This window comes from Streptomyces sp. 796.1, from assembly GCF_047525675.1.
Taxonomy (GTDB): Bacteria; Actinomycetota; Actinomycetes; order Streptomycetales; family Streptomycetaceae; genus Streptomyces.
The window spans coordinates 68878-91463 of the sequence record NZ_JBLIWA010000023.1 but is presented as its reverse complement, the minus strand read 5'-3'; the positions used below and the strand labels follow the sequence as shown (position 1 = coordinate 91463).

At 72.5% G+C, this 22586-nt stretch carries 19 protein-coding genes; 6 read left to right on the top strand and 13 right to left on the bottom strand.

Going from position 1 to position 22586, the window contains the following annotated elements:
- The first annotated feature begins 157 nt into the window (after positions 1 to 157).
- Positions 158 to 892 carry a dienelactone hydrolase family protein gene (locus ACMA1D_RS17385; protein ID WP_414724895.1) on the top strand — a complete coding sequence of 245 codons (735 nt, stop codon included), beginning with the start codon at positions 158 to 160 and terminating at the stop codon, positions 890 to 892.
- Positions 893 to 1053: 161 nt separating this feature from the next.
- Here ACMA1D_RS17385 and ACMA1D_RS17380 read toward each other — a convergent pair whose 3' ends face one another.
- From ACMA1D_RS17380 to ACMA1D_RS17360, 5 genes are all read right to left on the bottom strand, one after another.
- Positions 1054 to 1968, bottom strand: a complete 915-nt coding sequence (locus tag ACMA1D_RS17380) for an SAM-dependent methyltransferase (RefSeq protein WP_414724894.1) — start codon at positions 1966 to 1968, stop codon at positions 1054 to 1056.
- A 300-nt stretch (positions 1969 to 2268) separates the two neighbouring features.
- Positions 2269 to 3384, bottom strand: coding sequence for an NAD(P)-dependent alcohol dehydrogenase (locus ACMA1D_RS17375; protein ID WP_414724893.1), 1116 nt, complete (start codon positions 3382 to 3384; stop codon positions 2269 to 2271).
- Positions 3381 to 4784 carry an aldehyde dehydrogenase family protein gene (locus tag ACMA1D_RS17370; protein ID WP_414724892.1) on the bottom strand — a complete coding sequence of 468 codons (1404 nt, stop codon included), beginning with the start codon at positions 4782 to 4784 and terminating at the stop codon, positions 3381 to 3383. Before ACMA1D_RS17370 ends, ACMA1D_RS17375 begins: the two co-directional genes overlap by 4 nt.
- 7 nt (positions 4785 to 4791) lie before the next feature.
- Entirely contained in the window at positions 4792 to 5547 is a 756-nt protein-coding gene (locus ACMA1D_RS17365; protein WP_414724891.1) for a (5-formylfuran-3-yl)methyl phosphate synthase, read from the bottom strand.
- A 205-nt stretch (positions 5548 to 5752) separates the two neighbouring features.
- Positions 5753 to 6883 carry a serine hydrolase domain-containing protein gene (locus tag ACMA1D_RS17360; protein WP_414724890.1) on the bottom strand — a complete coding sequence of 377 codons (1131 nt, stop codon included), beginning with the start codon at positions 6881 to 6883 and terminating at the stop codon, positions 5753 to 5755.
- Between the two features lie 499 nt (positions 6884 to 7382).
- Here ACMA1D_RS17360 and ACMA1D_RS17355 point away from each other — a divergent pair, with 499 nt between their 5' ends.
- Positions 7383 to 7943 (top strand): cysteine hydrolase family protein, encoded by a 561-nt coding sequence (locus ACMA1D_RS17355; protein WP_414724889.1) that lies wholly within the window; start codon positions 7383 to 7385, stop codon positions 7941 to 7943.
- Between the two features lie 374 nt (positions 7944 to 8317).
- Here the strand turns inward: ACMA1D_RS17355 and ACMA1D_RS17350 are convergent, their stop codons facing one another.
- Positions 8318 to 9151 carry a polysaccharide lyase family 7 protein gene (locus tag ACMA1D_RS17350; RefSeq protein ID WP_414724888.1) on the bottom strand — a complete coding sequence of 278 codons (834 nt, stop codon included), beginning with the start codon at positions 9149 to 9151 and terminating at the stop codon, positions 8318 to 8320.
- Between the two features lie 273 nt (positions 9152 to 9424).
- Positions 9425 to 10228 (bottom strand): FHA domain-containing protein, encoded by an 804-nt coding sequence (locus ACMA1D_RS17345; RefSeq protein WP_414724887.1) that lies wholly within the window; start codon positions 10226 to 10228, stop codon positions 9425 to 9427.
- A 419-nt stretch (positions 10229 to 10647) separates the two neighbouring features.
- Between ACMA1D_RS17345 and ACMA1D_RS17340 the strand changes: the two genes are divergently transcribed.
- From ACMA1D_RS17340 to ACMA1D_RS17325, 4 genes are all read left to right on the top strand, one after another.
- Positions 10648 to 12540 carry a serine/threonine-protein kinase gene (locus tag ACMA1D_RS17340; RefSeq protein ID WP_414724886.1) on the top strand — a complete coding sequence of 631 codons (1893 nt, stop codon included), beginning with the start codon at positions 10648 to 10650 and terminating at the stop codon, positions 12538 to 12540.
- Between the two features lie 120 nt (positions 12541 to 12660).
- Positions 12661 to 13617: a GlxA family transcriptional regulator gene (locus ACMA1D_RS17335; RefSeq protein WP_414724885.1), complete on the top strand. Its 957-nt coding sequence runs from the start codon at positions 12661 to 12663 to the stop codon at positions 13615 to 13617.
- A gap of 283 nt (positions 13618 to 13900) precedes the next feature.
- Entirely contained in the window at positions 13901 to 14899 is a 999-nt protein-coding gene (gene gap, locus ACMA1D_RS17330) for a type I glyceraldehyde-3-phosphate dehydrogenase (protein WP_414724884.1), read from the top strand.
- Positions 14900 to 15174: 275 nt separating this feature from the next.
- Positions 15175 to 15747 (top strand): MarR family winged helix-turn-helix transcriptional regulator, encoded by a 573-nt coding sequence (locus tag ACMA1D_RS17325; protein WP_349990266.1) that lies wholly within the window; start codon positions 15175 to 15177, stop codon positions 15745 to 15747.
- 136 nt (positions 15748 to 15883) lie between these two features.
- On the opposite strand, the gene ACMA1D_RS17320 is transcribed toward ACMA1D_RS17325, so the two are convergent.
- The 6 genes from ACMA1D_RS17320 to ACMA1D_RS17295 form a co-directional block, all read right to left on the bottom strand.
- Positions 15884 to 16669: a gamma-glutamyl-gamma-aminobutyrate hydrolase family protein gene (locus tag ACMA1D_RS17320; protein ID WP_414724883.1), complete on the bottom strand. Its 786-nt coding sequence runs from the start codon at positions 16667 to 16669 to the stop codon at positions 15884 to 15886.
- Entirely contained in the window at positions 16666 to 18150 is a 1485-nt protein-coding gene (locus ACMA1D_RS17315) for an aldehyde dehydrogenase (RefSeq protein WP_414724882.1), read from the bottom strand. Before ACMA1D_RS17315 ends, ACMA1D_RS17320 begins: the two co-directional genes overlap by 4 nt.
- A 487-nt stretch (positions 18151 to 18637) precedes the next feature.
- The gene (locus tag ACMA1D_RS17310) at positions 18638 to 19294 is read right to left on the bottom strand and encodes a TetR/AcrR family transcriptional regulator (protein ID WP_414724881.1); all 657 of its coding nucleotides are present in this window, start codon (positions 19292 to 19294) and stop codon (positions 18638 to 18640) included.
- Between the two features lie 28 nt (positions 19295 to 19322).
- Complete coding sequence (locus ACMA1D_RS17305) at positions 19323 to 20168, bottom strand: fumarylacetoacetate hydrolase family protein (RefSeq protein WP_414724880.1); 846 nt, start codon at positions 20166 to 20168, stop codon at positions 19323 to 19325.
- 14 nt (positions 20169 to 20182) lie between these two features.
- Complete coding sequence (locus tag ACMA1D_RS17300; RefSeq protein ID WP_414724879.1) at positions 20183 to 21106, bottom strand: 3,4-dihydroxyphenylacetate 2,3-dioxygenase; 924 nt, start codon at positions 21104 to 21106, stop codon at positions 20183 to 20185.
- Entirely contained in the window at positions 21099 to 22562 is a 1464-nt protein-coding gene (locus ACMA1D_RS17295; RefSeq protein WP_414724878.1) for an aldehyde dehydrogenase, read from the bottom strand. Before ACMA1D_RS17295 ends, ACMA1D_RS17300 begins: the two co-directional genes overlap by 8 nt.
- Positions 22563 to 22586: the final 24 nt, after the last annotated feature.

Here is a 22586-nt window from a genome sequence, read left to right as displayed (position 1 = left end):
CTCACGTCTGTCCCCGTATCCGCGACCGCTCTCCTGCTCCTCCCCCACTGCGGCCGACCGGCCCCACCGCGTCCTCCGCTGCTGGCCTGTTTCCGACCGGTTCCGCCCAGGGTGAAGATCGGTCCACAGCGGCCCGACCGTGATTACAGTCCCCTGCATGACGACGATCACCACGCGTACGGTCAGCTATCCGGCCGACGGGCTGACGATGGTCGGCCACCTCGCGCTGCCCGCCGGTGTCGGGCGCCGGCCCGCGGTGCTGGTCGGGCCCGAGGGGCCGGGCTTGAACGACTTCCAGCGGCAACGGGCCGACGCGCTCGCCGAGTTGGGGTACGTGGCGCTGGCCTTCGACATCAACGGCGGGCGCTGGTTCAGCGACCCGCAGGAGATGCTGGCGTACATCACCCCGCTGCTCGCCGACACCGACCGGATGCGGGACATCGGCCACGCGGCGTTGGAGGTGTTGCGCGCCGAACCGCGTACCGACCCCGAGCAGATCGCCGCCATCGGGTACGGCACCGGTGGCGCCATCGCGCTGGAGCTTGGGCGCGCCGGGGTCGGCCTACGGGTGATCGGCACGATCAACGCGCTGACCACCGGCCGGCCGGGAGAGGCGAGCCGGATCACCTGCCCGGTGTGGGCCGGGGTCGGCTCGGAGGACCCGATCATGCCGGCCGCGCAACGGGACGCCTTCGCAGCGGAGATGCAGGCCGCGGGGGTCGACTGGCGGCTGGTGGTCTACGGCGGGGCGCTGCACGCCTTCCACCACCCGTCGGTGGAACACGAGGTGCTGCCCGGGGTGGGCCACCACCCGCGACACGCGGCTCGGGCCTGGCGCGACGTCGTCAACCTGCTCGCCGAGTGCCTGCCGGTGGGCGAGATCGTGCGCTGACCCCGGCGCCCCTTCACCAGCACGTGCACGGCGCGGGCCGGCCCCGCCGTGGGGGGGGCCTGTCGCGTGGGGCGGCGGCCCTGCCGTGGGTGGAGTGGGCTGCCCGCCCCGTCGTACGTGAGGGGGCAGCCCTTCCGCCGATGGGGCCGGCCGCGGGCCTGTCATGCGTAGGGGTGGGTCTTGTTCGCGAACACCCAGCGGTTGCCTTCCAGTGCGTCGTTCGGTACCGGGAGCGGGCCGCGGCCGAGTCGTCGGCTGTGCTCGAAGGGGGTCTGGACCAGGGTTGACCATCCCCGGCCCGCCAGGTCGCCCGCGGAGTCGGGGCGTGGCGAGCCGTCGAAGAGGGTGAGGAGATCGATGCCGATCTGTTCTCGCGTGGCGGTGTAGATCGAACTGTCCCGGTACACCCACAGGTCCTTGTCCACCTTGACCTCGAAGGCCAGGGCACTCCCGTGGGCACTCAACTTGTCTGCTATGCCCATGAGTTGGGACTCGGCCAGGGCTGGGAGGTAGAACAGCAGCCCTTCGGCGAGCCAGGCGGTGGGCCGGGCCGGGTCGAAGCCGGCGTCGGTCAGGGCGCCGGCCCAGTCGTCCCGCAGATCGGTGGTGACAGGTATTCGGGTCGCCTTCGGGGTGGCGGACAGGCCGTCGAGCACCTGGTGCTTGAAGGCCAGCACCCCCGGTCTGTCGACCTCGAAGACCGCACAGCCCGCTGGCCAGTCCAACCGGAAGGCCCGGGTGTCGAGCCCGGCCCCCAGCAGCACCACTTGGCGGGCGCCGCCGATGTGCGCCGCCTGGAGCAGGAAGTCGTCGAAGACCCTGGTCCGTAGGCCGAAGTAGCGTGCGAAGCGGCCCCACAGCGGGTTAGCCTCGCCGTCCGGCACTTGGTCGGGGTGGACCGGCCAGCCGGCCGACGCCGGCGCCGCGAGCACGAAGTGTGCTGCGAAGTCGTCCCGCGCCAGGCTGTCGCGACGGCCGCCTTCGAGCGCCCGGCCGGCGGCGACCATGAGCGCGGTCAGCCCGACGCCCCCTGCCACCCCGTCCGCTCCGGCGTTCCGATGTGCTGTGTCGACCATGGGTCCTCCCGTGTCACGCGTGAGAGACAGGACAGCGCGGGTGTCTGCGGCGGGGCGACGCTGCCCCGTGGCATCTCCCCGCGAGACCACCTGCCGGCGCCCCGCCGGCGGCGGCCGGTCAGGTGGGCCGGCCAAGCTCGCCAGCGTGGGCCACGACACCCGAACCGAGACAGAAGGCCGAACAAAGGCCCGTAGAGAAGCGCAGGCGAAGATCCAGGCGGGGGCCCCGGAACGGGGGCGGGCCCGGCCCCGGTCCGTACGGGGCGGCGGCCCCCCACACCGTGCCGCGCGACGGCCCCTTCACCGGGCCACCCCCCTCGGCAGCAGTACGGGCTTGACGACCCGACCGGCCGCACAGTCGCGTTCGGCCTCGTTGACGGCCGTCAGCGGGTAGGTGCGGATCAGTTGCTCGAACGGGAAGAGCCCGGCCCGCCATAGGGCGGCCAGCCGCGGGATCAGCAGCCCCGGCACCGCGTCGCCCTCGCAGACGTGGGAGATCCGTCGCCCCTTGTCCAAGGTCCCCGGGGCGAGCGGCAGCGCGGTGTGCAGCCGGGCGACCAGGCCGAGGTGTCCGGTCGGGCGCAGACAGCGGAGCGCTTCGTTGATCAGCCGCGCGTCGCCCGTGGTGTCCAGGGCGTACGCGGCTCCGCCGCCGGTCAGCCTGCGTACCTGGTCGGCCAGGTCGGGCGCGGCGGCGGGCAGAGCGACCGCGTGCAACCGCCGCGCGGTGGCCAGCCGTTCGGGGTGCCGGTCGACGGCGATGGGCTGTGCCCCGGCGGCGGTGGCCGCGAGGACCGCGGCCAGGCCGACCGCGCCCGCGCCGATCACCAGGACGGTGTCGCCCGGGCCGGCACCGAAGGTGTGCAGGACCGTCCCGGCGCCGGTGAGGAAGCCGCAGCCGAGCGGCCCGAGGAGTTCGACGGGCAGGTCCGGGTCGACCCGGACCGCGTTGCGCGCCCTGACCAGTGCGTACTCGGCGAACGAGGACTGGCCGAACCAGCGCGGGGCCAGCGCCCCGCCGGCCGCGTCCGTGAACCGTGCCGCGTCCCCCGGGCGCCCGCCGAAGAGGTTGAGCGCGGCGAAGGAGTCACAGTAGGCGGGGGCGGCGGCCAGACAGCTCCGGCACTTCCCGCAGGAGTCGAAGCTGAGCACCACGTGGTCACCCGTGCGCAGGCCGGTGCCCGGGCCGCCGGTGGCCACCACCACGCCGGCCCCCTCGTGGCCGAGCACCGCCGGCAACGGTGAGCGGCCGGCCGAGGCACGGACGGCGAGGTCGGTCCGGCACATCCCGCACCCGGCGATCTCCACCAGGACCTCGCCGTCGGCCGGCTCCCCGCTCCAGCGGACCTCCTCGATGGTGAACGGGCCCGCGTACGAGCGCAGCACCGCCGCCCGGAAGGCGGTGGCGGGCCTCACGGCGCCTCCGGGCGGTGCACGACGAACGGGCGGAGGTTGCCGTAGAAGCCCCAGGGCCCGCCCGCGACGCCGACGCCGCTCTCCTTGATGCCGGCGAAGGGCTGGGCGAGGGAGAGTTCGGCGTGGTGGTTGATCCAGGCCGTTCCACACTCCAGCCGGTCGGCCACCGCCTCAGCCCGGTCCAGGTCGGTCCCCCACACCGAGCCCCCGAGGCCGAAGCCGGTGTCGTTGGTCGCTGCGACGGCGTCGTCCAGGTGGTCGTACGGCAGCACCGGCAGCACCGGGCCGAACTGCTCCTCGCGGACGACGGCGCTGTCGGCGGGGACGTCGGCGAGGACCGTCGGGGCGAAGAAGTACCCCGGGCGGTCGAGTCGGTGGCCGCCGGCTGCGGCCCGGGCACCGGCTGCCAGGGACTCGGCCGTGACGTGCTCGACGCGGTCGCGCTGCGCCGGGTTGTTGAGCGGCCCGATGCGGGTGTCGGGGTCGAGCCCCGGTCCGACGGCGACCGTCCGCGCGCGGTGCGCGAGGGCCTCCACGACCTGCGGGTAGAGCCGGGCCGGGGCGTAGACGCGCTTGACGGCCATGCAGACCTGGCCGCAGTTGCGGAACGCCGCCCAGAACAGCCGGTCGGCGATCCGCTCGACGTCCACGTCGTCCAGCAGGACGGCCGCGTCGTTGCCGCCGAGTTCCAGGGTGAGTCGGGCGAGCGAGGCTGCCGCGCCCGCGGCGACAGCCCGCCCGATGGGCACCGAACCGGTGAAGGTGACGTGGCGGATGCCCGGGTGGGAGACGAGGCGGGCGCCGAGGGGTTCGCGGCCGGTGACGACGGTGAGGACGTCCGCGGGGAGCACTGCGGAGATGACGGTGCCGAGCAGCCTGGTGGCCAGCGGGGTGTACGGGGACGGCTTGAGCACCACCGTGTTGCCCGCGGCGAGCGCGGGCGCGAACTTCGCGGACGCGAGTTGCAACGGGAAGTTCCACGGCACGATCGCCGCGGTGGGCCCGACCGGGCGCCAGCGGACCTCGCTGCGCATCGGCCGGCCGTCGGTGATCTGCTGCGGCTCGGCGGCCAAAGTGGCGAAGTAGCGCAGCCTGGCGGCCGTACGGGCCACTTCGGCCTCTGCCTCCACCAGGGGCTTGCCCTGCTCCCGGGTGAGCAGCGGGGCCAGTTCCGGGCCGGCCGCTTCGACGGCGTCGGCGGCTGCGCGCAGGGCGCTGCTGCGCGTCTGTGGGTCGGCCCGCCACTGCGACCAGGCCCGGTGGGCCCGGTCGACGGCGCCGTCCAGGGTGTCCGGTTGCTGGTCGGGGGCCTCGTCGAAGACCTCGCCGGTCGCCGGGTCGGTGACGGGGAGCCGTCCGGGCCCGGTCGGGGGCGCGGTGCGGGGTCGGCGCGTCGACATCCGGTAGTCAGTTCGTGGTGGTGGTGGCTGCTGCGTGTTCCCGGGCGTGTCGGTCCATCTCCGCCCGGAAGGCGGCCACCAGGAGTGGCCGTATGCGCCCTGCGGTACGGTCACCGCCCTCGCACACCGCTCCGCGCACCCCGACGATGTCGGTGCCGATGCGGGTGAGCGTGCCGAGGTCGGTGGCCTTGATGCTGCCGGCCAGCGCGGCGAGCAGGTCGGCCGCGTGGGCCCGGTGGACGAACTCCGCGCAGGCGTCGGGCGATACGTGGTCGAAGAGCCGCGTGCCGTCCTTGATCGCGGTGTCGAGCATGGCCGCGTCGCAGCCGGCGCGGTGGGCTATGTCGGGCAGGGCGAGCGGGTTGACGGAGCCGATGCGGTGCGCGTCGGCGTAGCCCGACGCAACGACGAACGCATCCGGGCGGTGGTCCTTCACCGCCCGGACGACCCCCTGCATGACCTCGATGGCCTGGCTGGGCGTCGTACATCCGTAGAGGCCGACCTTGATGTACGTGGCGCCGGAGACGGCGGCGCCGAGTGCTGCCTGGGCGACCGTACCGGGCTTGTACGGCACGTCCCCGACGGTGGCCGATACGGGCTTGTCCGCCGGGACCGCGGCGCGAATCTCCCTGATGACCCAGGGGTAGTTCGCCCCGAGTGAGCCCTCGTCGGGCTTCTTCACGTCGACGATGTCGAGGTGCTCCGCCGCCAGTGCGCAGTCGCGCGCCTCCGCGACGCTGTCCGGGGAAACGAGAAGCAACAACCCAAACCCCCTCCGCCTGGGCCCGTCCGGTCAGGACGCACGGGCCACGTCACATATGCATCACGCGTGCCGCACATCTTCTCCACGAGACTCGGTTCCGAGGCAGGGCGCGCAGAAGACGAACCAGCGCACCGCCACCACCGCCCCGTGCTCCCCGTGCGCCCCCTGACATCCGTGATGCGCGTTTGTCCGCGCCGGCCCCGGCTCAGCCGTACATGGCCACCCGGTACAGCGCGGCGAGGGCCTCGTCGATGGGGTGGGGCCGGGGGCGGCCCGCGGAGTCGAGCGCGTTCCACCGTTGCAGGTTCACCGCCACGGCCACTTGCCGTCTGCCGTCGGCGCGGGTCACCGCCAGCGCCCCGGAGCCCCAGACGGTGCCGCCGTGGCCCCAGAAGGTGGGTTGCCCCGCGGCCCGCGTCGGGTACAGACCGAGGCCGTAGTCGATGACCTTGCTCTCCTGGGAGACGACCGGGACGGTGCGCTGCATCTGCGCGAGCGAGGCCGGGCTGATGAGTTCGCCCGCCAGGAGCAGCCGGTAGAAGCGGTTGAGGTCGGTGACGGTCGAGACCAGGGCGGCCGTCGGACCCACCCAGGACATGTCGAAGACGCTGTAGTCACGCGGCGGGTCGATCATGCCGAACCACGCCTCGTAGCCCTTCGCGTGCGGCCCGGCGATCTCCGGCCGGGTCGGGAGCCCGGTGTTCCGCAGGCCGGCGCGCTCGATGACGTGCTCGCTGAGGTACTTGTCGACCGTGATGCCGGTGACGTGCTCGATCAGCGCGCCGAGCAGCAGGTAGTTGGTGTTGGAATACAGGCCGGGCGTGCCGCCCGGGGCGCCGGCTGCGGGTGCGTCGACGCCGAGGGCGATCAGTTCGGCGGCCTCGAAGCGGGTGAACCGGTGGTCGTCCAGGCTCTGCGGGCTGGTCTCGGCGGCGTTCGGGAACGCCCGCAGCGAGGGGTAGGCGTACGGCAGGTACTCGGCGAGGCCGCTGGTGTGGTTGAGCAGCATCCGCACGGTGATGCACGCGCCACGCTCGCCGGGGACCAGGTCCGGCAGGTACCGGCCGACGGGCGCATCGAGGTCGATCAGGCCGCTCTCGACCTGCTGGAGGACGGCGACGGCAGTGAACGTCTTGGTGACGCTGCCGACCCGGTGCCGCATGTCGACGGTGACGGGCTCCCCGGTGTCGAGGTCGGCGACGCCGGCGGCGCCCTGCCAGACCCGGCCGTCGGCCCGCACCTCGGCGAAGAGGCCCGGCACGCCGGCGCGGTGCACGTCTGCCAGGGCGGCGTTCAGGGCGGTGTTCAGTTCCTCGAAATGCAGCGGGTTCGGCATGGCGCATGTCCTTGTCTGAGGTCCCCGAGTGAGCGCACGTCGGCCGCCGGCCACGGCACCGCGACGTGCAGGGCACGCCGAACGGGCGGGAGCCGCGTCGCCGACGTACTCATGAATCCATTATGCACGCGCTGCGTGCAACAACAAGCGCATGGGCGCACGCACCGCCAAGTGCGCCACTGGCGCACGGAGTCGGATGGGGGCGCGGCCAGCGCGCCGCCACGGATCACGGCACGGGCCTCCCCCATCCGCCGGACCCGCCTCCACGCGTCACCGCCAAGCCTTCGCGCGATCGGCCGGTACGCCGTACGGGCAGCCTCGGCGCGGTGTGGAGGCGATCCCGATACGCGGCGCGATCGGCCGCGGTACGCGTCCGGACCAGCAGAAAAGGGCTCGCAGGAGAACGCAGCGGATGGCAGGGTGCGGCCCAGGGGGCCGCGGACCGGTCGCGCGTCGACCGTGCCGCCGCGGCACCGAACCGGCCGTCTGTGGAGGCGACATGAGCAGTGCCCTACTCGTGATGGACGTCCAGCGGGACATCGTGGACGTCGCCCGCGCCGACGCCGACTACCTGGCCCGGGTACGTACGGCGATCGACGCGGCCCGGGACGCCGACATCCCCGTGATCTACGTGGTGATCGCGCTGCGCCCCGGCTTCCCCGAGGTCGGCACGCGGAACAAGGCGCTCACGGCCATCGCCCGCGCCGGCCACTACGTGGCGGGCGCGCCCGGCACCGAGATCCATCCGCAGGTCGCGCCCCTACCCGGCGACGTGGTGATCACCAAGCGCCGGGCGAGCGCGTTCTCGGGCAGCGACCTCGACGTGGTGCTGCGCGCCCGCGGCATCACGAGCCTGGTCCTCACCGGCATCGCCACCAGCGCCGTGGTCCTGTCCACCCTGTGCCAGGCCAACGACCTGGACTTCGACCTGACCGTGCTCGCCGACGCCTGCCTCGATCTCGACCCGGAGGTACACCGGGTCCTCGTCGAGCGGCTGTTCCCCCAGTGGGCGGAGGTCCTGACCGCCGCGGAGTGGGCTGAGGCGGTCACTACCGGCTAGCCGGGGCTGTCCAAAAGGCGGCTGCGTTCGCGACCCGTACGCCCAGGTCACGCCTCACCTCGCCGTCCGGTCCCGCTAAGTCTCCGGCGGCGCCCCGGCCGGCACCGCTCCCGGCAGCCAACCGAGGACGGCGCCCCCACGCGGCAGCGAGACGCCGAAACCGACCGGGGCAAGCACCCACCGCACCGCCAACGAAGCAACCCCAGATCCCCACGGCCCGCATCAGCCGAGCACGCAAGACACCGGTACCCCCCCCTCCCCGACGAGGGGAAGGGGGGTTACCGGCCCAAGCCCCCTACGCACAACACCTATGCCCAGGCCCTACACCCGGGCCTGACGAAGACGCGTGCGGGTCGCGCGCACAGGTTGGGGCGTCAGCGCTGGTGGCGGACGCGGACGTCGCGGATTTCCACCTCGCCGTAGTTGGAGGCGCTGCACGGCTTGGAGTTCTTGCAGTTCGCCTGGGTGTAGGCGCCGGTCTTGAAGTAGTTGCTGGAGTCGGAGTGCTTCAGGGTGGTCTCCAACTTGCCGTTGTAGTAGATCTTGACCTTGCCCTTGGACACCACGTACGTCAGCTTGAAGACCGTGCCGAGCTTGTACTTGTCGGTGATCAGGTGGTGGTGGGTGGTGTCACCCTTGGTGATGTAGAGCTTGGTGCCCTCCAGGCGCAGGGCGGTCACGTCGTCGTCGCCGCCGTGGATCTGGGCGCCGACGACGTGCGGCTTGTCCTTGGGCAGGTGGGTGAACGCCTCACGGACCGTCAGGGTGTGCTTGCCCGAGGTGGATGACCACTCGGTCTCGTCACCGCCGCCGCGTTCCATCTCCCGCAGTTCGGTCCTGGGGTTGCTCGAACCGCTGGTGGTCACGCCGTTGACGGGCGCCCGGAAGCGGACCGCGCGGCCGGAGTCGGTGACGGTGAAGTAGGGCTTCTTGGCGTAGCCGTCGAGCTCCGGTTGGAAGATCTCGGTGGGGTGTTCGTCCTTGCCGATGGGCAGGGTGACCTTCCAGTCCCTGAGGTTGAGCACGTCGGACGGCAGCTTGGCGCCGTGGCCGCGCTCGCTCGCCGTTGTGGCGGCGGGGTGCGCGTCGGCCGCCTGCACGGACGCCGGCGCGATGAGCGCCGTCAGCACCGCGGCGGGCAGCGCACACGCCAGCGCCACCCGGCCGCGCCGACCCGCGCCGTTGTGTGAAGAGCGGGTGTGTGTCACGGGGTTGACCTCCATGGTTGCGTGGCACCTGCGCCCGCGCCCGGCCGAGGGTGTGGCCGGTCCTGCGGGCGTTCCGGGCGACCGTAGGAGGAAGTGGTGGGGACGGGTCCCGTAACGGTGATCGGTGAGGCCGGGAGCGGTCCCGGGGGCAGGGCGGTGACCGCGGCGGGACCCGGCGCAGTCCCAGGGCCGGGTCGGTGACCGCAGTGGGCCGGGGCGCGGCCCCACGGCCGTGACCGTGGCCGCGCCCCAGGCGGGCGGGCGAGCGGCCCGTCAGCGCCCCGGGCCGTACGGCGGTTGCGCGGGCCAACCCTGTGCGTCGTCCATCAGGTCCAGGTCCGGCGGCACCAGGGTGGTCGATGCCACCAGGCCCTTGAGCAGGTTGTGCAGCAGGGTGTTGTCGGACGGGCGCTCGTCCGGGTTGTCGTGGATGAGCGGGTATTTGAAGCCGGTACGGTGCAGGCGGCGGCGCACGGCCTCCACCCGGTACTCGATCTTGCGGGCGGTCCAGCCGCCGTCCGGGCGCAGGAAGCCCAGTTGTTCGGCGGCCCGGCTGTAGGTCAGCGGTCGCGGGTCCGGTTCGTACTCCAGGTAGTGCTGGCCGAGGACCACCAGCAGGAGCCGTTCCTCGTCGCTGAGCACCCACCGCTCGGGCCGTACGGTCTCCGCCCGGCGGCTGGAGACCGGCCCCCGGTCGTCGTGGTCGGTGACGTACAGCTCGACCAGGTGTTCCCGGTGGCCCGAGCCCTGGACGAACAGCGGGGTGTAGCCGGTGGCCAGCGGGATGGGTTCGGAGCTGGTGTGCATCATGCGGCCCTCCGGCAGCCGGACGAGCTGCTGGCCGGTGTTGCGCAGCCACCAGCCGCCGGCGCGGAAGGTCAGTTCGCCGTGCCGCCGGCTCACCCGCCGGTCGTCCACGCCCACGCCCAGGTCCGTACCCGGCTTCTCGCCGCGCCCGAAGCGCACGGTCAGGCCCGGCCGCGGCGGGGCGGTGAGATCGCCGCAGACGGTGCGTGCGTGCAGCGTGCCGGGGCGGCCGGGTGGCACGCCGCGGGCCAGGCTGTCCGAGCCGTTCATCGCCGTCTCCTTGAGATCGTGGTGCCACTCGTACGAGACTCGGTGCCAGGGCCCCCGTGCACCGCTGACGCCTGCCGCACCCGGGCACCCCGAGGGCCGCGCACGCGCCCTTCGGAGCATGGTCCACCCACCACTTCGGGACCCCTCCAAACTCCTTACGGGCAGGCTGTCTTGCGGGCGCCCGGCGGTAGGTCTTCGGGCGCGCACGCCCGCGGCGCCAGCACCCTACGCCCGCCGCGGCCGATCCCACCGCGTTGGTGGGCCACACCCTCGATGGATGGAGACCAGTGCACCAGCAGGTGGGGACGGGGAGCCGCGGCCGGCGGGCCGACGGCGACGGGCGGCGTGGCCGGCATCCGGCGGCTGCGACCCGGGTACCGGTCGACAGCGCCTTCGGGCTCGTCTGAGGGGAGTGCGCCGTGCGCCGCGGGGAGAGGGTCGGCAAGTACAAGCTCACGGACGGGCCCGTCGAGGGAGGCCAGGGAGCCGTCTGGTTCGCCTTCGACACCGAACTGGGCCGCAACGTCGTCCTCAAACACGCCAGGCCGGAGAGTGACGACAGCGGTTCCTTCGATGAACTGCTGCGCGAGGCAAGGGCGTTGGCGAGGTTCAGCCACCCGCACGTGGTGACCCTCTACGACGTCATCCGTACGAACAAGAACAAGCGGGCCACCCTGTGGCTGGTGATGGAACACGTGACGGGCGGCAGCCTGGACATCTCGGTGAAGCTGACGCCGCCGCACACCGCCGGCATCGGCGCGCAGATCGCCGACGCGCTGGCCGCGCTGCACGCCTCTGGCCTGGTGCACTGCGACGTCAAGCCCGGCAACATCGTGATCACCAAGAACCACGTGGCCAAGCTGGCCGACTTCGGCGCCGCACACCGGATGGACTCCAGCGCGACGATCACCCCCAACGGGCCGATCAGCCTGACGCCTTCCTATGCGGCGCCCGAGGCGTTCCGGGGCGCGCCCGAGGCGGCGTCCGACGTGTTCTCGCTCGGCGCCACCCTGTACAGCTTAGTTACCGGGACGCCACCGTTGCGCACCGCGACCCAGGCGGTGCGGCTCGATGCCGTCGCTTCGACCAGCGGGACGCTCGGCCCGCTGCTCACGGCCATGATGCAGACCGATCCGCGGGCCAGGCCCACGGCGGACTTCGTGCACCGGGCGCTGACGGACCTGGCCGGCGAGGCGGGCAGCCTGGCCACCCTGCCGCTCAAGCGGATCACCGTCTCCTATCCGACGCCCCTGCCGCCCGGCGCCACCCCGACCATCCGGGAGCAGGTGACCACCTTCGTCAACGGCAACCGGCTGCTGACGGCCGGTGTCGCCACCGTCGCCGCGCTGGCCGTCGCCACCCCGCTGGTACTGCTGAACCTGCCCGACGACGGGGAGCCGGCGGGCCGCAGCGGCCCCGCCGCGAGCAAACCGAACCGCTCCGCCCCGGCCTTCCTCGGCGACCAGAAGACGGCCGACCCCTGCTCCCTGGTGCAAGCCAAGGGCTTCACCGCGTACGACAGCGCCGAACCCGACCGGTACCAGGGCAACTTCAACCGCTGCGACGTGCTGCTCCAGGTCGACAAGGAGAACGTGGTCGACGTGCGGGTCGAGCTCGACGACGACGACCTGCCGGAGGGGACGAAGCAGCGTACGGAGGGCCGGGTGACGATCGCCGAGCCGGAGGCCGAGACCGACGAGTGCGTACGGGCCATGACGGTGACCGGCGTGCGCGGCACCAGCCTGCGGGTCACCGCGGCGGCACGCAAGCCCAAGAAACTCCGGCAACCCCTGTGCGAGACCGCCAACATCGCCACGGCCTTCACCGTCGCGCAGCTCAACAAGGGCGGTGAGGTCGAGCGACGCGAAGGGGTCTTGCCTAGGGGCTCACTGGCGCACAAGGACGCCTGCCTGATGTTGAGCCCGTCGGCGCTGGCCAAGGTGGTACCCGGCGTGGACGCAGAGGATCCCAAGTCCGGGTACGGGCATTGGAGCTGCCAGTGGGAGTCCACGGTCAACGACCTGGAGATCGACCTACAGTTCCAGCAGGGCAAGTGGCCGCGGAACAAGAACACCACGGACACCAAGCTCGGGAGCCGCAGCGCCGCGGTGCAGCCGGCGAGCCGGGGCCCGGGCAGTTGCCGGGTGGAGGTGTACAACCGCACCTACCTCGGACCTGGGCGCAAGCACGGCACCGAGCGGGTGGCGATCGTCGTCCACGGCGCGGAAGCGACCGACCAAGCCTGCGACCTGGCCAAGGACCTGGCGACCTCGGCGGTGCAGTACCTTCCGGCGCCGGTGCAGGAGAAGTGAGGCTGGGGCGGCCCTGGACCCCCGTGCTGCTGCCGGCGGCCCGTCGTACCGCGCCGGCCAAGCCGCGAGGTGGCCCGGTGCCACCACCACCCCACACCCCCGACTGCCTACCCTGAAGGTGTGTCCGCTTCCGCACTGCGCCCCGTCGCCGTCCTGGTGCTCGACGGAGCGAAGCCCCTCGACGTCGGTATTCCGGCCCAGGTGTTCACTACCCGCGCGAGCATGCCGTACGAGGTGCGGCTGTGTGGTGCCGCGCCCGGTCTGGTCAATGGCGGGGACGGCCTCTCGTATGCACTCGCCCATGGGCTTGAGGCGCTGACCTGGGCAGACATCGTCTTCATCCCCGGGTATCGGTTTCCCGACCGGGAGGACCCGCCGCCGGTGGTGGTGGAGGCGCTGATCGCGGCGCACGCGCGGGGTGCGCGGCTGGCCGCGATCTCCACCGGGGCCTTCGCGCTGGCGGCCACCGGCCTGCTGGACGGCAAGCGGGCCACCACCCACTGGCACTACACCCGGGCGCTGGCCGCGAAGCACCCACGTATCGAGGTGGACGAGAACGTGCTGTTCATCGACGAGGGTGACGTGTTGACCTCGGCCGGGGCCGCGTCGGGGATCGACCTGTGCCTGCACATGGTGCGCGGTGACCTGGGGGTGGCGGCCTCCAACCATGCGGCGCGCCGGCTGGTGGCCGCCCCGTACCGCAGCGGCGGTCAGGCGCAGTACGTGCCGCGCAGCGTGCCCGAGCCGCTCGGCGAGCGGTTCGCCAGCACCAGGGAGTGGGCCCTGCACCGGCTCGACCAGCCGCTGACGCTGGCGGCGCTGGCCCGGCACGCGGTGGTTTCGGCCCGCACCTTCTCGCGGCGCTTCGTCGAGGACACCGGGTACACACCCATGCAGTGGGTGATGCGCGCCCGGATCGACAGGGCACGGGAGCTGTTGGAGCGCTCGGGGCTGAGCATCGAGCAGATCGCCAACGATGTCGGTCTGGGCACCGGGGCCAATCTGCGCCTGCACTTCCAGCGCATCCTGGGCACCACACCGAGCGAGTACCGGCGCACCTTCACCAAGGGTGGGTAGCGGGCTCGGGCCCGCGGCGGGCGATCGTACGGGGGCGGGGCCGTGCCCCGTTGGTGGTGGGCGGACACCCGGCCCTGGCAGCCACCCGGCACACCCGGTCCGGGCCGGCGGACGCCCGCCCGCAGCGACCGGACACCCATCGGGGGCCGGCGCGCACCCGCTGGCCGCAGGCAGACACCCATTGGCGTGATCCTTGCGAACCATGGCGCTCCCGCCACGGCCATCGGCGTCCGTGGCGCGCCAGGCTGGGTGGCGGAGCGAGCGGAGCGAAAGGACACCTCTCATGACGCGCATCGCCATCAACGGATTCGGCCGCATCGGACGCAACACCCTGCGGGCGCTGCTGGAACGCGGCAGCGACCTCGAAGTGGTCGCCATCAACGACCTGACGGAGCCCGCCACCCTGGCCCGGCTGCTCGCCTACGACACCACCGCCGGCCGGCTCGGCCGCCCGGTGACCGTCGACGGCGACACCCTGGTCGTCGACGGCCGGCGCATCCAGGTGCTCGCCGAGCGCGAGCCGGCCAACCTGCCCTGGGCAGACCTGCGCGTCGATGTCGTACTTGAGGCCACCGGCCGCTTCACCTCGGCCGAAGCCGCCCGCGCCCACCTCACCGCGGGAGCGAAGAAGGTGCTGGTCAGCGCGCCGTCGGCCGGTGCGGACGTCACCTTGGCCTACGGGGTGAACACCGAGGTCTACGACCCGGAGCAGCACACCATCGTCTCGAACGCCTCGTGCACCACCAATGCGCTGGCCCCGCTGGCCGCCGTGCTGGACGACCTGGCCGGCATCGAGCACGGCTTCATGACGACCGTGCACGCCTACACCCAGGAGCAGAACCTCCAGGACGGGCCGCACCGCGACGCCCGTCGAGCCCGCGCCGCCGCCGTCAACATCGTGCCGACCACGACGGGCGCCGCCAAGGCGATCGGTCTGGTGCTGCCGCAGCTCGACGGCAAGCTGTCCGGCGACTCGATCCGGGTTCCGGTGCCGGTCGGCTCGATCGTCGAGCTGAACACCGTGGTCGGCAGCGACGTGAGCCGGGAAGAGGTGCTGGCCGCGTACCGGGCGGCGGCCGATGGGCCGCTCGCCGGCATCCTGGAGTACTCGGAGGACCCGCTGGTCTCGGCCGACATCACCGGCAACCCGGCCTCCTCGATCTTCGACGCCGAGCTCACCCGGGTGGACGGCCGGCACATCAAGGTGGTCGCCTGGTACGACAACGAGTGGGGCTTCTCCAACCGGGTGATCGACACCCTGGAACTGCTCGCCGCACGCTGAGCCGACCCGGGCGCGGGGTGCTCCCCTGCGCCCGCGTCTGTTTCTGTGCCTGGGGGCCATGTCTGTTTCTGTGCCTGGGGGCCGGGCCGGTGCCCGCACCTCGTGTCCGTGGCCGGGCCAGTGGTGGGCGCGGTCCCGCCCGGCCCGGCCCGGCAAGTACGTTGCCGGTGACGTGGGTGGCCGCGGGCCCGCCCGTACAATTTGGTCCCGAACGACCGGGCGGGCCAGCAGACCGTTCGGCGGCACAGGCAACGCAGGCGACGCAGGGAGCACTCTTGCCCGGGCAGCGATCCATCACAGAGGCCGAGCGGCTCGCGGAGGCCAAGCTGGGCGGCATTCCGCTGCGGCGGGAGCAGATGGCGGCCGTGGCCAACATCCACCGGGCCGCCGCCACCGTGCGCCACCACTTGGAGAACTCCGTACTGCGCGACGCCGACCTGACCTGGACCGCGTTCGTCGTGCTGTGGGTGGTGTGGGTGGGGGGCGAGTCGGAGACCCGGCACGTCGCGGAGGAGGCGGGTGTGTCGAAGGGGACGCTCACCGGTGTCGCCCGCACCCTGGAGTCGCGCGGGTTGCTGCACCGGGCCGACCACCCCAGCGACGGCCGGCTGGTGCTGTTGCGCCTCACCGAGCAGGGTGAGGAGTTCATGGGTCGGGTGTTTCCCGAGTTCAACGCGGAGGAGGCGTTCGTGACCTCGCAGTTGAGCGACGAGGAGTGCCGCAGCCTCGCGGACGGGCTGCGGCGCGTCGTCCTCCAGGTGGAGCAGCACGGCGAGGAGCGTCGCAGGTCACTGCTGAACGGCGCGGAGCCGGCGCCGCGCCGCAGCGGCCGACGCGCGAAGGGCTGACCGCACCGCCACACACCCACGGCGAAACACCCACCGTCAGACCCCCACAGCGAATCACCCGTGCCACACACCCAGCGTCAGCCTCCCACGCCAAACACCCCGCCGGCCGACGCCCGTCGCCGGGCCCCGGCCCTCGTCAGGCCCCCGGCGTCAGCGTCCGGGCGTACCCGCCCTGCGGCTCATCCGCGCCGCCCGGCCGGTGCGCTGCGGCCTGCACGAGCGCGTCGAACAGCCGCTGCTGGGCCGGGTCGGTGTGGGCGGTGTCCTCGGGGTGCCACTGGACGGCCAGGAACCAGCCGTCCGGCCCGGTCGACTCCACCGCCTCGATCGTGCCGTCGGCGGCGTGCGCGGTGGCGAGCAGTCCCGCGCCGAGCCGGTCGACGTGTTGGTGGTGGTAGCAGGACGCGTCGACGGTGGTGGCTTCCACGGTGGCTGCGAGGGCGGAGCCCGCGGCGAGCTTCACCGGGTGGCGCAGGTGCCGGTGCTCGCGCCCTGGCCCGCCCATGTCCTGGTGCAGGGTGCCGCCGCGGGCGGTGTTCACCACCTGGAGCCCGCGGCAGATCGCCAGCAACGGGATCCCCAACTCGGTTGCCTGTCGGGCCACTTCGAGATCGAAGGCGTCCTGTTCGTGGTCGACGTCGTAGACCGCCTCGTGTGACTCACCGGCCCCGTAGCGGTGCGGGGACAGATCACCTCCGCCGGGGAGGAGTACGCCGTCGAACCGGGAGATGCGGGCGGCCGTCAGCGTGGGGTCGCAGTCCCCGCCGGGCGCGTATGGATGAAGGGTGACGGGCTCGCCGCCGGCCCGCCAGACGGCCTCGATCAGGGCCCTGGCGTTGACCTCGGCGGCGTAGCGCAGGGCCGACGTGGTGGCGGCGAAGCGGGCCGGGACGGCGATGAGGGGGCGTTGGTTGGGGGTCACAGTTGCATCCAGGTGGTCTTCACTTCGGTGTACTTCTCCAGCGCGTGGGCCGACTTGTCCCGCCCGTTGCCCGACTGCTTCATGCCGCCGAAGGGCACCGTCAGGTCACCCTCCTCGTAGCAGTTGACCCAGACGGTTCCGGCCTTGATGGCACGGGAGACCCGGTGGGCGGTGGACAGGTCGGCGGTCCACACGCCGGCGGCCAGGCCGTAGTCGGTCGCGTTGGCCAGCGCCACCGCCTCGTCCAGGTCGTCGAAGGTGAGCACGGCGAGGACCGGGCCGAAGACCTCGTCGCGGGCGAGCGCGGAACCGGGCGCCACCTGGTCGAAGACGGTGGGCGCGAGGTAGCTGCCGCCGGTCTCCACCAGGATGCGTTCGCCGCCGGTACGCAGCCGGGCCCCGGCGTCGACGGCCGCGTGGACGTGACCGAGCACCCGGTCCAGGTGGTCCTGTCCGACCAGGGCGCCCATCTCGGTCGTGGGGTCGAGCGGGTCGCCGACGCGCAGCGCCCGGGCCCGTTCGACGATCGCGTCGGTGACGCGTTCGGCGATGGAGGAGTGTACGAGCAGCCGCGAGGGCGCGGTGCACATCTCACCCTGGTTGAAGAAGATGCCCCAGGCGGCGGTGGCGGCTGCCCGTTCCAGGTCGGGGGCGTCGGGCAGGATGATGTTGGGTGACTTGCCGCCGAGTTCGAGCCAGACGCGCTTGAGGTTGGAGTCGGCGGCGTAGTGCAGGAAGTGGCGGCCCACCGCGGTGGAGCCGGTGAAGGCCAGCACGTCGACGTCCTGGTGCAGGCCGAGGGCCCGGCCGGCGACCGGCCCGTTACCGCTGACCACGTTGAGGACCCCGGGCGGCAGGCCCGCTTCGGTGGCGAGCGCGGCGAGCCGCAGTGCGGACAGGGGCGCGTACTCGGACGGCTTGAGCACGACCGTGCAGCCGGCGGCGAGTGCGGGCGCGACCTTCCAACCCGCCAGCGTCAACGGGAAGTTCCAGGGCACCACGGCACCCACCACGCCCACCGGTTCCCGGGTGACCAGGGCGAGAGTGTCGGGTGCGGTGCGGGGTGACTCGTCGGTGAGCTTGTCGGTCAGCTCCCCGTACCACCGGAAGGTGTTGATCAGGGCGCGCAGTTCGATGTCGTGGGCGTCGGTGACGGGCTTGCCCATCTCCAGGCTGACGGTCAGGGCGAGGTCGGCCCGCTCCGTCTCGATCAGGTCGGCGAGGCGCAGCAGCGCCCTGCCCCGTTCGGCGGGAGCCAGGCGGGGCCACGGCCCGCTGTCGAAGGCCCGGCGGGCCGCGGCGACGGCCAGGTCGACCTCGGCCGCTCCCCCGTCGGCCACCTCGGCCAGCGGCCTGCCGTCCCGTGGCGAGACCACGGTGAAGGCCCCGCCCCCGGAGTGCTCGCGCCCGTCGATGACGTGCGCACCGGGGAGCGCGAGCGCGCTCGCCCGACGTATCCAGTCCTCATGCGTGGCATCCACCGTGCGTCCTCGTTTCGTCGGTGCTTCGGGCTGTCCGGGGTGGGTGGGCTGATCTGGGGTTGGCCTGGCTTGGGTGGGGCGGCGGCCCCTCGTACGGGAGCCTTCCGCGTACGGCAATCCTCCGCGTACGGGCCTTGCGGCCGGGCAGGCTGGCTCGGGGCGGCGACCCCCGCGGCGGTCGAGGCAGGGTGGGACGGGGTCAGGTCTGCCGGGGCTGGACGGGTGGGTTGGTCTGGGTTGGTCTGGGTCGGGTTGGACGTCGGAGCCGCAGCGGTCGGGTCGGCTGCTTCGGCCGGGGCCTACCGTCAGGTCGGACGGGCTGACCGGCGCCGAGACAGCCGGGGGCAACCAGGGACAGCCAAGGAGCAACGTGCAGCGTGGAGCGGGTCAGGGGCCGAGCGTCCCCGGCAACGGCCCCTGACCCTTGGTCCGGCACCGGATCGATGAGCTGCGATCCGGCGCCGGACCAAGTCCACTACCGGGTGGGTCAGTCGTCGGTCGGAGCCGCCCCGGGCCGGTCCGTCCGCTCCCCCGCGGCCGGCGCCGGGCGCCCGCTCCCGGCGCCGAGCCCGGCCAGCAGCACCCGCAGTTCGGCCAGCGCCTCCTCGGTCACCTCGCGTTCGCCGAAGACGAGTTGGTGCAGGACCAGCCCTTCGAGTGCGGCGAAGACCAGGCGCGAGGTGCCCCGCTCGACCGGCCGGCCGAGCACCTCGGTGAGCTCGCGCCGGGCGGCTTCGAAGTACTCCTCGTACAGGTCGCGCAGTTGCGGCATCAGCTCGGGGCGGCGCCTGGCCTCAAGCAGCAGTTCGTACTGGAACGCCTGGACGTCTGGCCCCGCGTCGACCATGGCGCCCAGGTCGCGGGCGAAGTCGCGGGCCGTACCGGAGCCGCTGTCGAGCGCGTTGACCCGCAGCGAGGAGCGGATGGCGTGGTTGACCGCCTCTTCGATGAGCGCGTCGCGGGAGCCGAAGTGGTGGACGACCAGGCCGTGGGTGACCCCGGCCTCCTCGGCGACCGCCCGGTAGGTCAGCTTGCGCAGACCGCCCTGGGCCACCACCCGCACGGCGGCGTCCAGCAGGGCGATCCGGCCGGTGCCGTAGTTGGTCACGCGCTTGCGGGTGCTGTGCTCGCCGGGCTCGGTCATGCCGTCGACCCTACCCACGTCGGGCCGCTCAGCGTTGCGGCGCTCTGATGCCACGGAACTCCCAGTCGCCGCCGAGCGCGGTGGAGAGCACCTCCTCGGACTCGGTCGGCTGGGCACCTACGTCGGTCCGGATGGCGGTGGGTCCGGTGACGATGTGGTTGGTGAGGCGGCCGAGCCCTTCGACGTCCACCTCGACCACGTCGCCCGGCTTGACCGGCCTTGAGCCCGCAGGCGTGCCGGAGAGCAGCACGTCGCCGGGGTAGAGGGTGATGGTGCGCGCGATGTCGGCGACCAGGTAGTGCATGTCCCAGGTCATCTCGTCGGTGGAGCCGTCCTGCACCACCTCCCCGTTGACCAGGGTGCGCAGCCGCTTGCCGTGGAAGTCCCAGTCGGTGACCAGGCCGGGACCGAGCGGGCACAGGGTGTCGGAGCCCTTGACGCGGAGCATGGACCCGGCGTCGGTGTCCCGGAAGTCGTGCAGACCGTAGTCGTTGGCGACGGTGTAGCCGGCGATGTACTCACCGGCCTCTTCCGGGGCGATGTTGCGGGCGGTCCTGCCGATGACGATGGCCACCTCGCCCTCGTAGTTGAGCCACTTGCACCCCTCCGGGCGGACGATCTCGCCGCGGTGGCCGTTGAGGGCCGAGGTGGGCTTGTGGAAGTAGGTGGGGGTGTCGGACAGGTCGATCTGGAACTCCGTCACCCGGCTGCGGTGGTTGAGGTGGACGGCGATCACCTTGGAGGGGACGACCGGCGGCAGGTGGTGGGCGTCCTCGATGGCGACGCGCCGGCCGTCCCCGGCGACGAGTTCGTCGCCGTCGCGGACGGTCTCCACGACGGCCCCGGCGAGGAGGATGCGGCGGTACTCGGGCATGGCGTGGGGCCTTTCTAGGCGCTGGCTGGGGCGGGCGGGGCGGGTTGGCGGGGGCCGGTCCAGCCGGCGGCCGGGCGGTCGAACCACAGGTGGACCTGGCCGGTGCCGACGGAGTTTTCGTACTCGCCGTACTGGCGACCCGGCGCGCTGCACGCCTGCTCGCCGAGGGCGCCGGCCATCATCAGGTAGTGGAAGAACTTCGCCTCCGGCTTGACCTTCCAGAACTCGTCCATGGTGTCGATGACCTTGTCGTGGCGGCCCTGCTTGAGCCAGTCGATGCGCTCGTGGTCGGCCGCCCGTGCCTCGGGCGAGAAGATGTGCACCGGGTCGCTGGCCTCGTGGTCGCGCAGTTCGCGCAGCGGCCAGAAGGTGTGCGAGAGGGCGCCGGAGGCGATGAGCAGGACGCGCCGGCCCGGCGTGGTGGCGATGCCGTCGGCCACCGCGCGGCCGAGCCGCAGGTGGTCTTCCATGTCGCCGGTCTGACAGACCCCGATGGTCACCCAGCGCTTGTTCGGCAGCCCCTGGCCGAGGAACTTCCACAGGTTGATGGTGGCGTAGTAGATCGGCAGGTACGGGTCGGCGATCGGGGTGATCCAGGTGCCGTGGGTGCCGGCGAACGAGGCGATGTTCTCGGCCAGTTCGGGATCGCCGGGGAAGTCGTAGGGCATCCGGCACATGCCGCGCGGCAGCTCCTCGGAGGTGAACAGGCCGGCCCTGCGGGGTTGGGCGGTGATGACGAACTCGACGGTGGTGGCCCAGTGCGAGTCCATCACCACGACGGTGTCGTAGTCGTCGCCTTCGAAGACGTCCTTGCGGAGCTGTTCCAGGCCGGTGACGAGGGTGACTTCCTTGCCCTCGTTGAGTTCGAGCCGGGTGGCCCTGGGCAGCACGATGGTGGGCACGTGGGCCAGCAGGCCCGCCCCGACGATCTCACCCATGGTGCTGCCACCCCTTCGGTGCGGTGACGGTGTTCTTGAGGTCGCAGTAGAAGTCGAAGCTCCAGTTGCCGCCCTCGCGACCGACCCCGGACTGGCGCGAGCCGCCGAAGGGTGCCTTGAGGTCGCGGACGAAGAAGCAGTTGACCCAGACGGTGCCGGCGACCAGGCGGGCGGTGACCCGTTCGGCGCGCTCGGGGTCGCCGGTGGCGAGGGTGGCGGCCAGTCCGAAGCGAGTGTCGTTGGCCAGTCGTATGGCCTCTTCCTCGGTACTGAAGGTCTGGAGGGTGAGGACCGGGCCGAAGACCTCTTCCTGCACGACCTCGGAGTCCTGCCGTACGTCGGCGAGCAGGGTGGGCGGGTAGTACTGGCCCTGGCCCGGGGCGCCGCCGATGACGGCGCGGGCGCCGGCGGCCAGCGCCCGCTGCACGAAGCCGTCGATCTTCGCCAGTTGGCGGGGGTGGATGTTGGGGCCGATGTCGGTGGCCTCGTCGCGCGGGTCACCCTGTTTGATGTCGGCGGCCTTCGCCACGAAGCGGCGGGTGAACTCCTCGGCCACGCTCTCCTCGACGAGCAGCCGGGTGGCCGCGAGGCAGACCTGGCCCGCGTTGTCGTACTGCTCGACGGCGAGGTCGACGGCGAGGTCGAGATCGGCGTCGGCGAAGACCAACAGCGGGGATTTGCCGCCCAGTTCGAGGCTGAGCGGGGTGAGCTGGGCGGCTGCCGAGGCGGCGATGTGCCGGGCGGTGGGCACGGAGCCGGTGAAGCTGATGCGGCGTACGTCGGGGTGAGCGGTGAGGGTGTCGCCGACCTCGGCGCCGTAACCCTGGACGACGTTGAGGACGCCCGCCGGCAGTCCCGCGTCGGCGGCGATGTCGGCGAGCAGCGAGGCGGTGAGCGGGGACCACTCGGCGGGCTTGAGGACGACGGTGTTGCCGGCGGCCAGGGCCGGGGCGACCTTCCAGGTCGCGAGCATCAGCGGGGCGTTCCAGGGGGTGATCAGGACACAGGGTCCTGCCGGGTCCCAGGTGACGTGGTTGGTGTGGTCGCGGGTGGTGAAGTCCTCGTGTTCCAGGGTGAGCAGCCAGTCGGCGAAGAAGCGGAAGTTGTGGGCGACGCGGGGCATCACGCCGCGCCGGTGCGAGCGCAGCAGGGCGCCGTTGTCGGTGGTCTCCACGATCGCCAGCTCTTCGATGCGCCGCTCGACGCCGTCGGCGATGGCGTGCAGGATGCGGGCGCGTTCGGCGCGCGGGGTGGCGGCCCAGCCGGGGAAGGCGGCCTTCGCCGCCGCCACGGCCGCGGCGGCTTCGGAGGGGCCGCCGCGGGCGATCTCGCCGATGGGCGCGCCGTCGATGGGTGAGGTGTCGGTGAAGGTCTGCGGTGAGGCGACCCGTTCACCGCCGATCCAGTGCCGGGTGTCGACGGTGACCCCGGCGACGGTGGTGAGGTGTGCGGTCATGCCCTGGTGCTCCTGACGGTCGAG

Excerpts from the sequence above, each read along its gene's own strand:
- ACMA1D_RS17385 (WP_414724895.1), top strand. The coding sequence starts at position 158 with ATGACGACGATCACCACGCGTACGGTCAGCTATCCGGCCGACGGGCTG.
- ACMA1D_RS17380 (WP_414724894.1), bottom strand. The coding sequence starts at position 1,968 with ATGGTCGACACAGCACATCGGAACGCCGGAGCGGACGGGGTGGCAGGG.
- ACMA1D_RS17370 (WP_414724892.1), bottom strand. The coding sequence starts at position 4,784 with ATGTCGACGCGCCGACCCCGCACCGCGCCCCCGACCGGGCCCGGACGG.
- ACMA1D_RS17360 (WP_414724890.1), bottom strand. The coding sequence starts at position 6,883 with ATGCCGAACCCGCTGCATTTCGAGGAACTGAACACCGCCCTGAACGCC.
- ACMA1D_RS17355 (WP_414724889.1), top strand. The coding sequence starts at position 7,383 with ATGAGCAGTGCCCTACTCGTGATGGACGTCCAGCGGGACATCGTGGAC.
- ACMA1D_RS17345 (WP_414724887.1), bottom strand. The coding sequence starts at position 10,228 with ATGAACGGCTCGGACAGCCTGGCCCGCGGCGTGCCACCCGGCCGCCCC.
- gap (WP_414724884.1), top strand. The coding sequence starts at position 13,901 with ATGACGCGCATCGCCATCAACGGATTCGGCCGCATCGGACGCAACACC.
- ACMA1D_RS17310 (WP_414724881.1), bottom strand. The coding sequence starts at position 19,294 with ATGACCGAGCCCGGCGAGCACAGCACCCGCAAGCGCGTGACCAACTAC.
- ACMA1D_RS17305 (WP_414724880.1), bottom strand. The coding sequence starts at position 20,168 with ATGCCCGAGTACCGCCGCATCCTCCTCGCCGGGGCCGTCGTGGAGACC.
- ACMA1D_RS17300 (WP_414724879.1), bottom strand. The coding sequence starts at position 21,106 with ATGGGTGAGATCGTCGGGGCGGGCCTGCTGGCCCACGTGCCCACCATC.
- ACMA1D_RS17295 (WP_414724878.1), bottom strand. The coding sequence starts at position 22,562 with ATGACCGCACACCTCACCACCGTCGCCGGGGTCACCGTCGACACCCGG.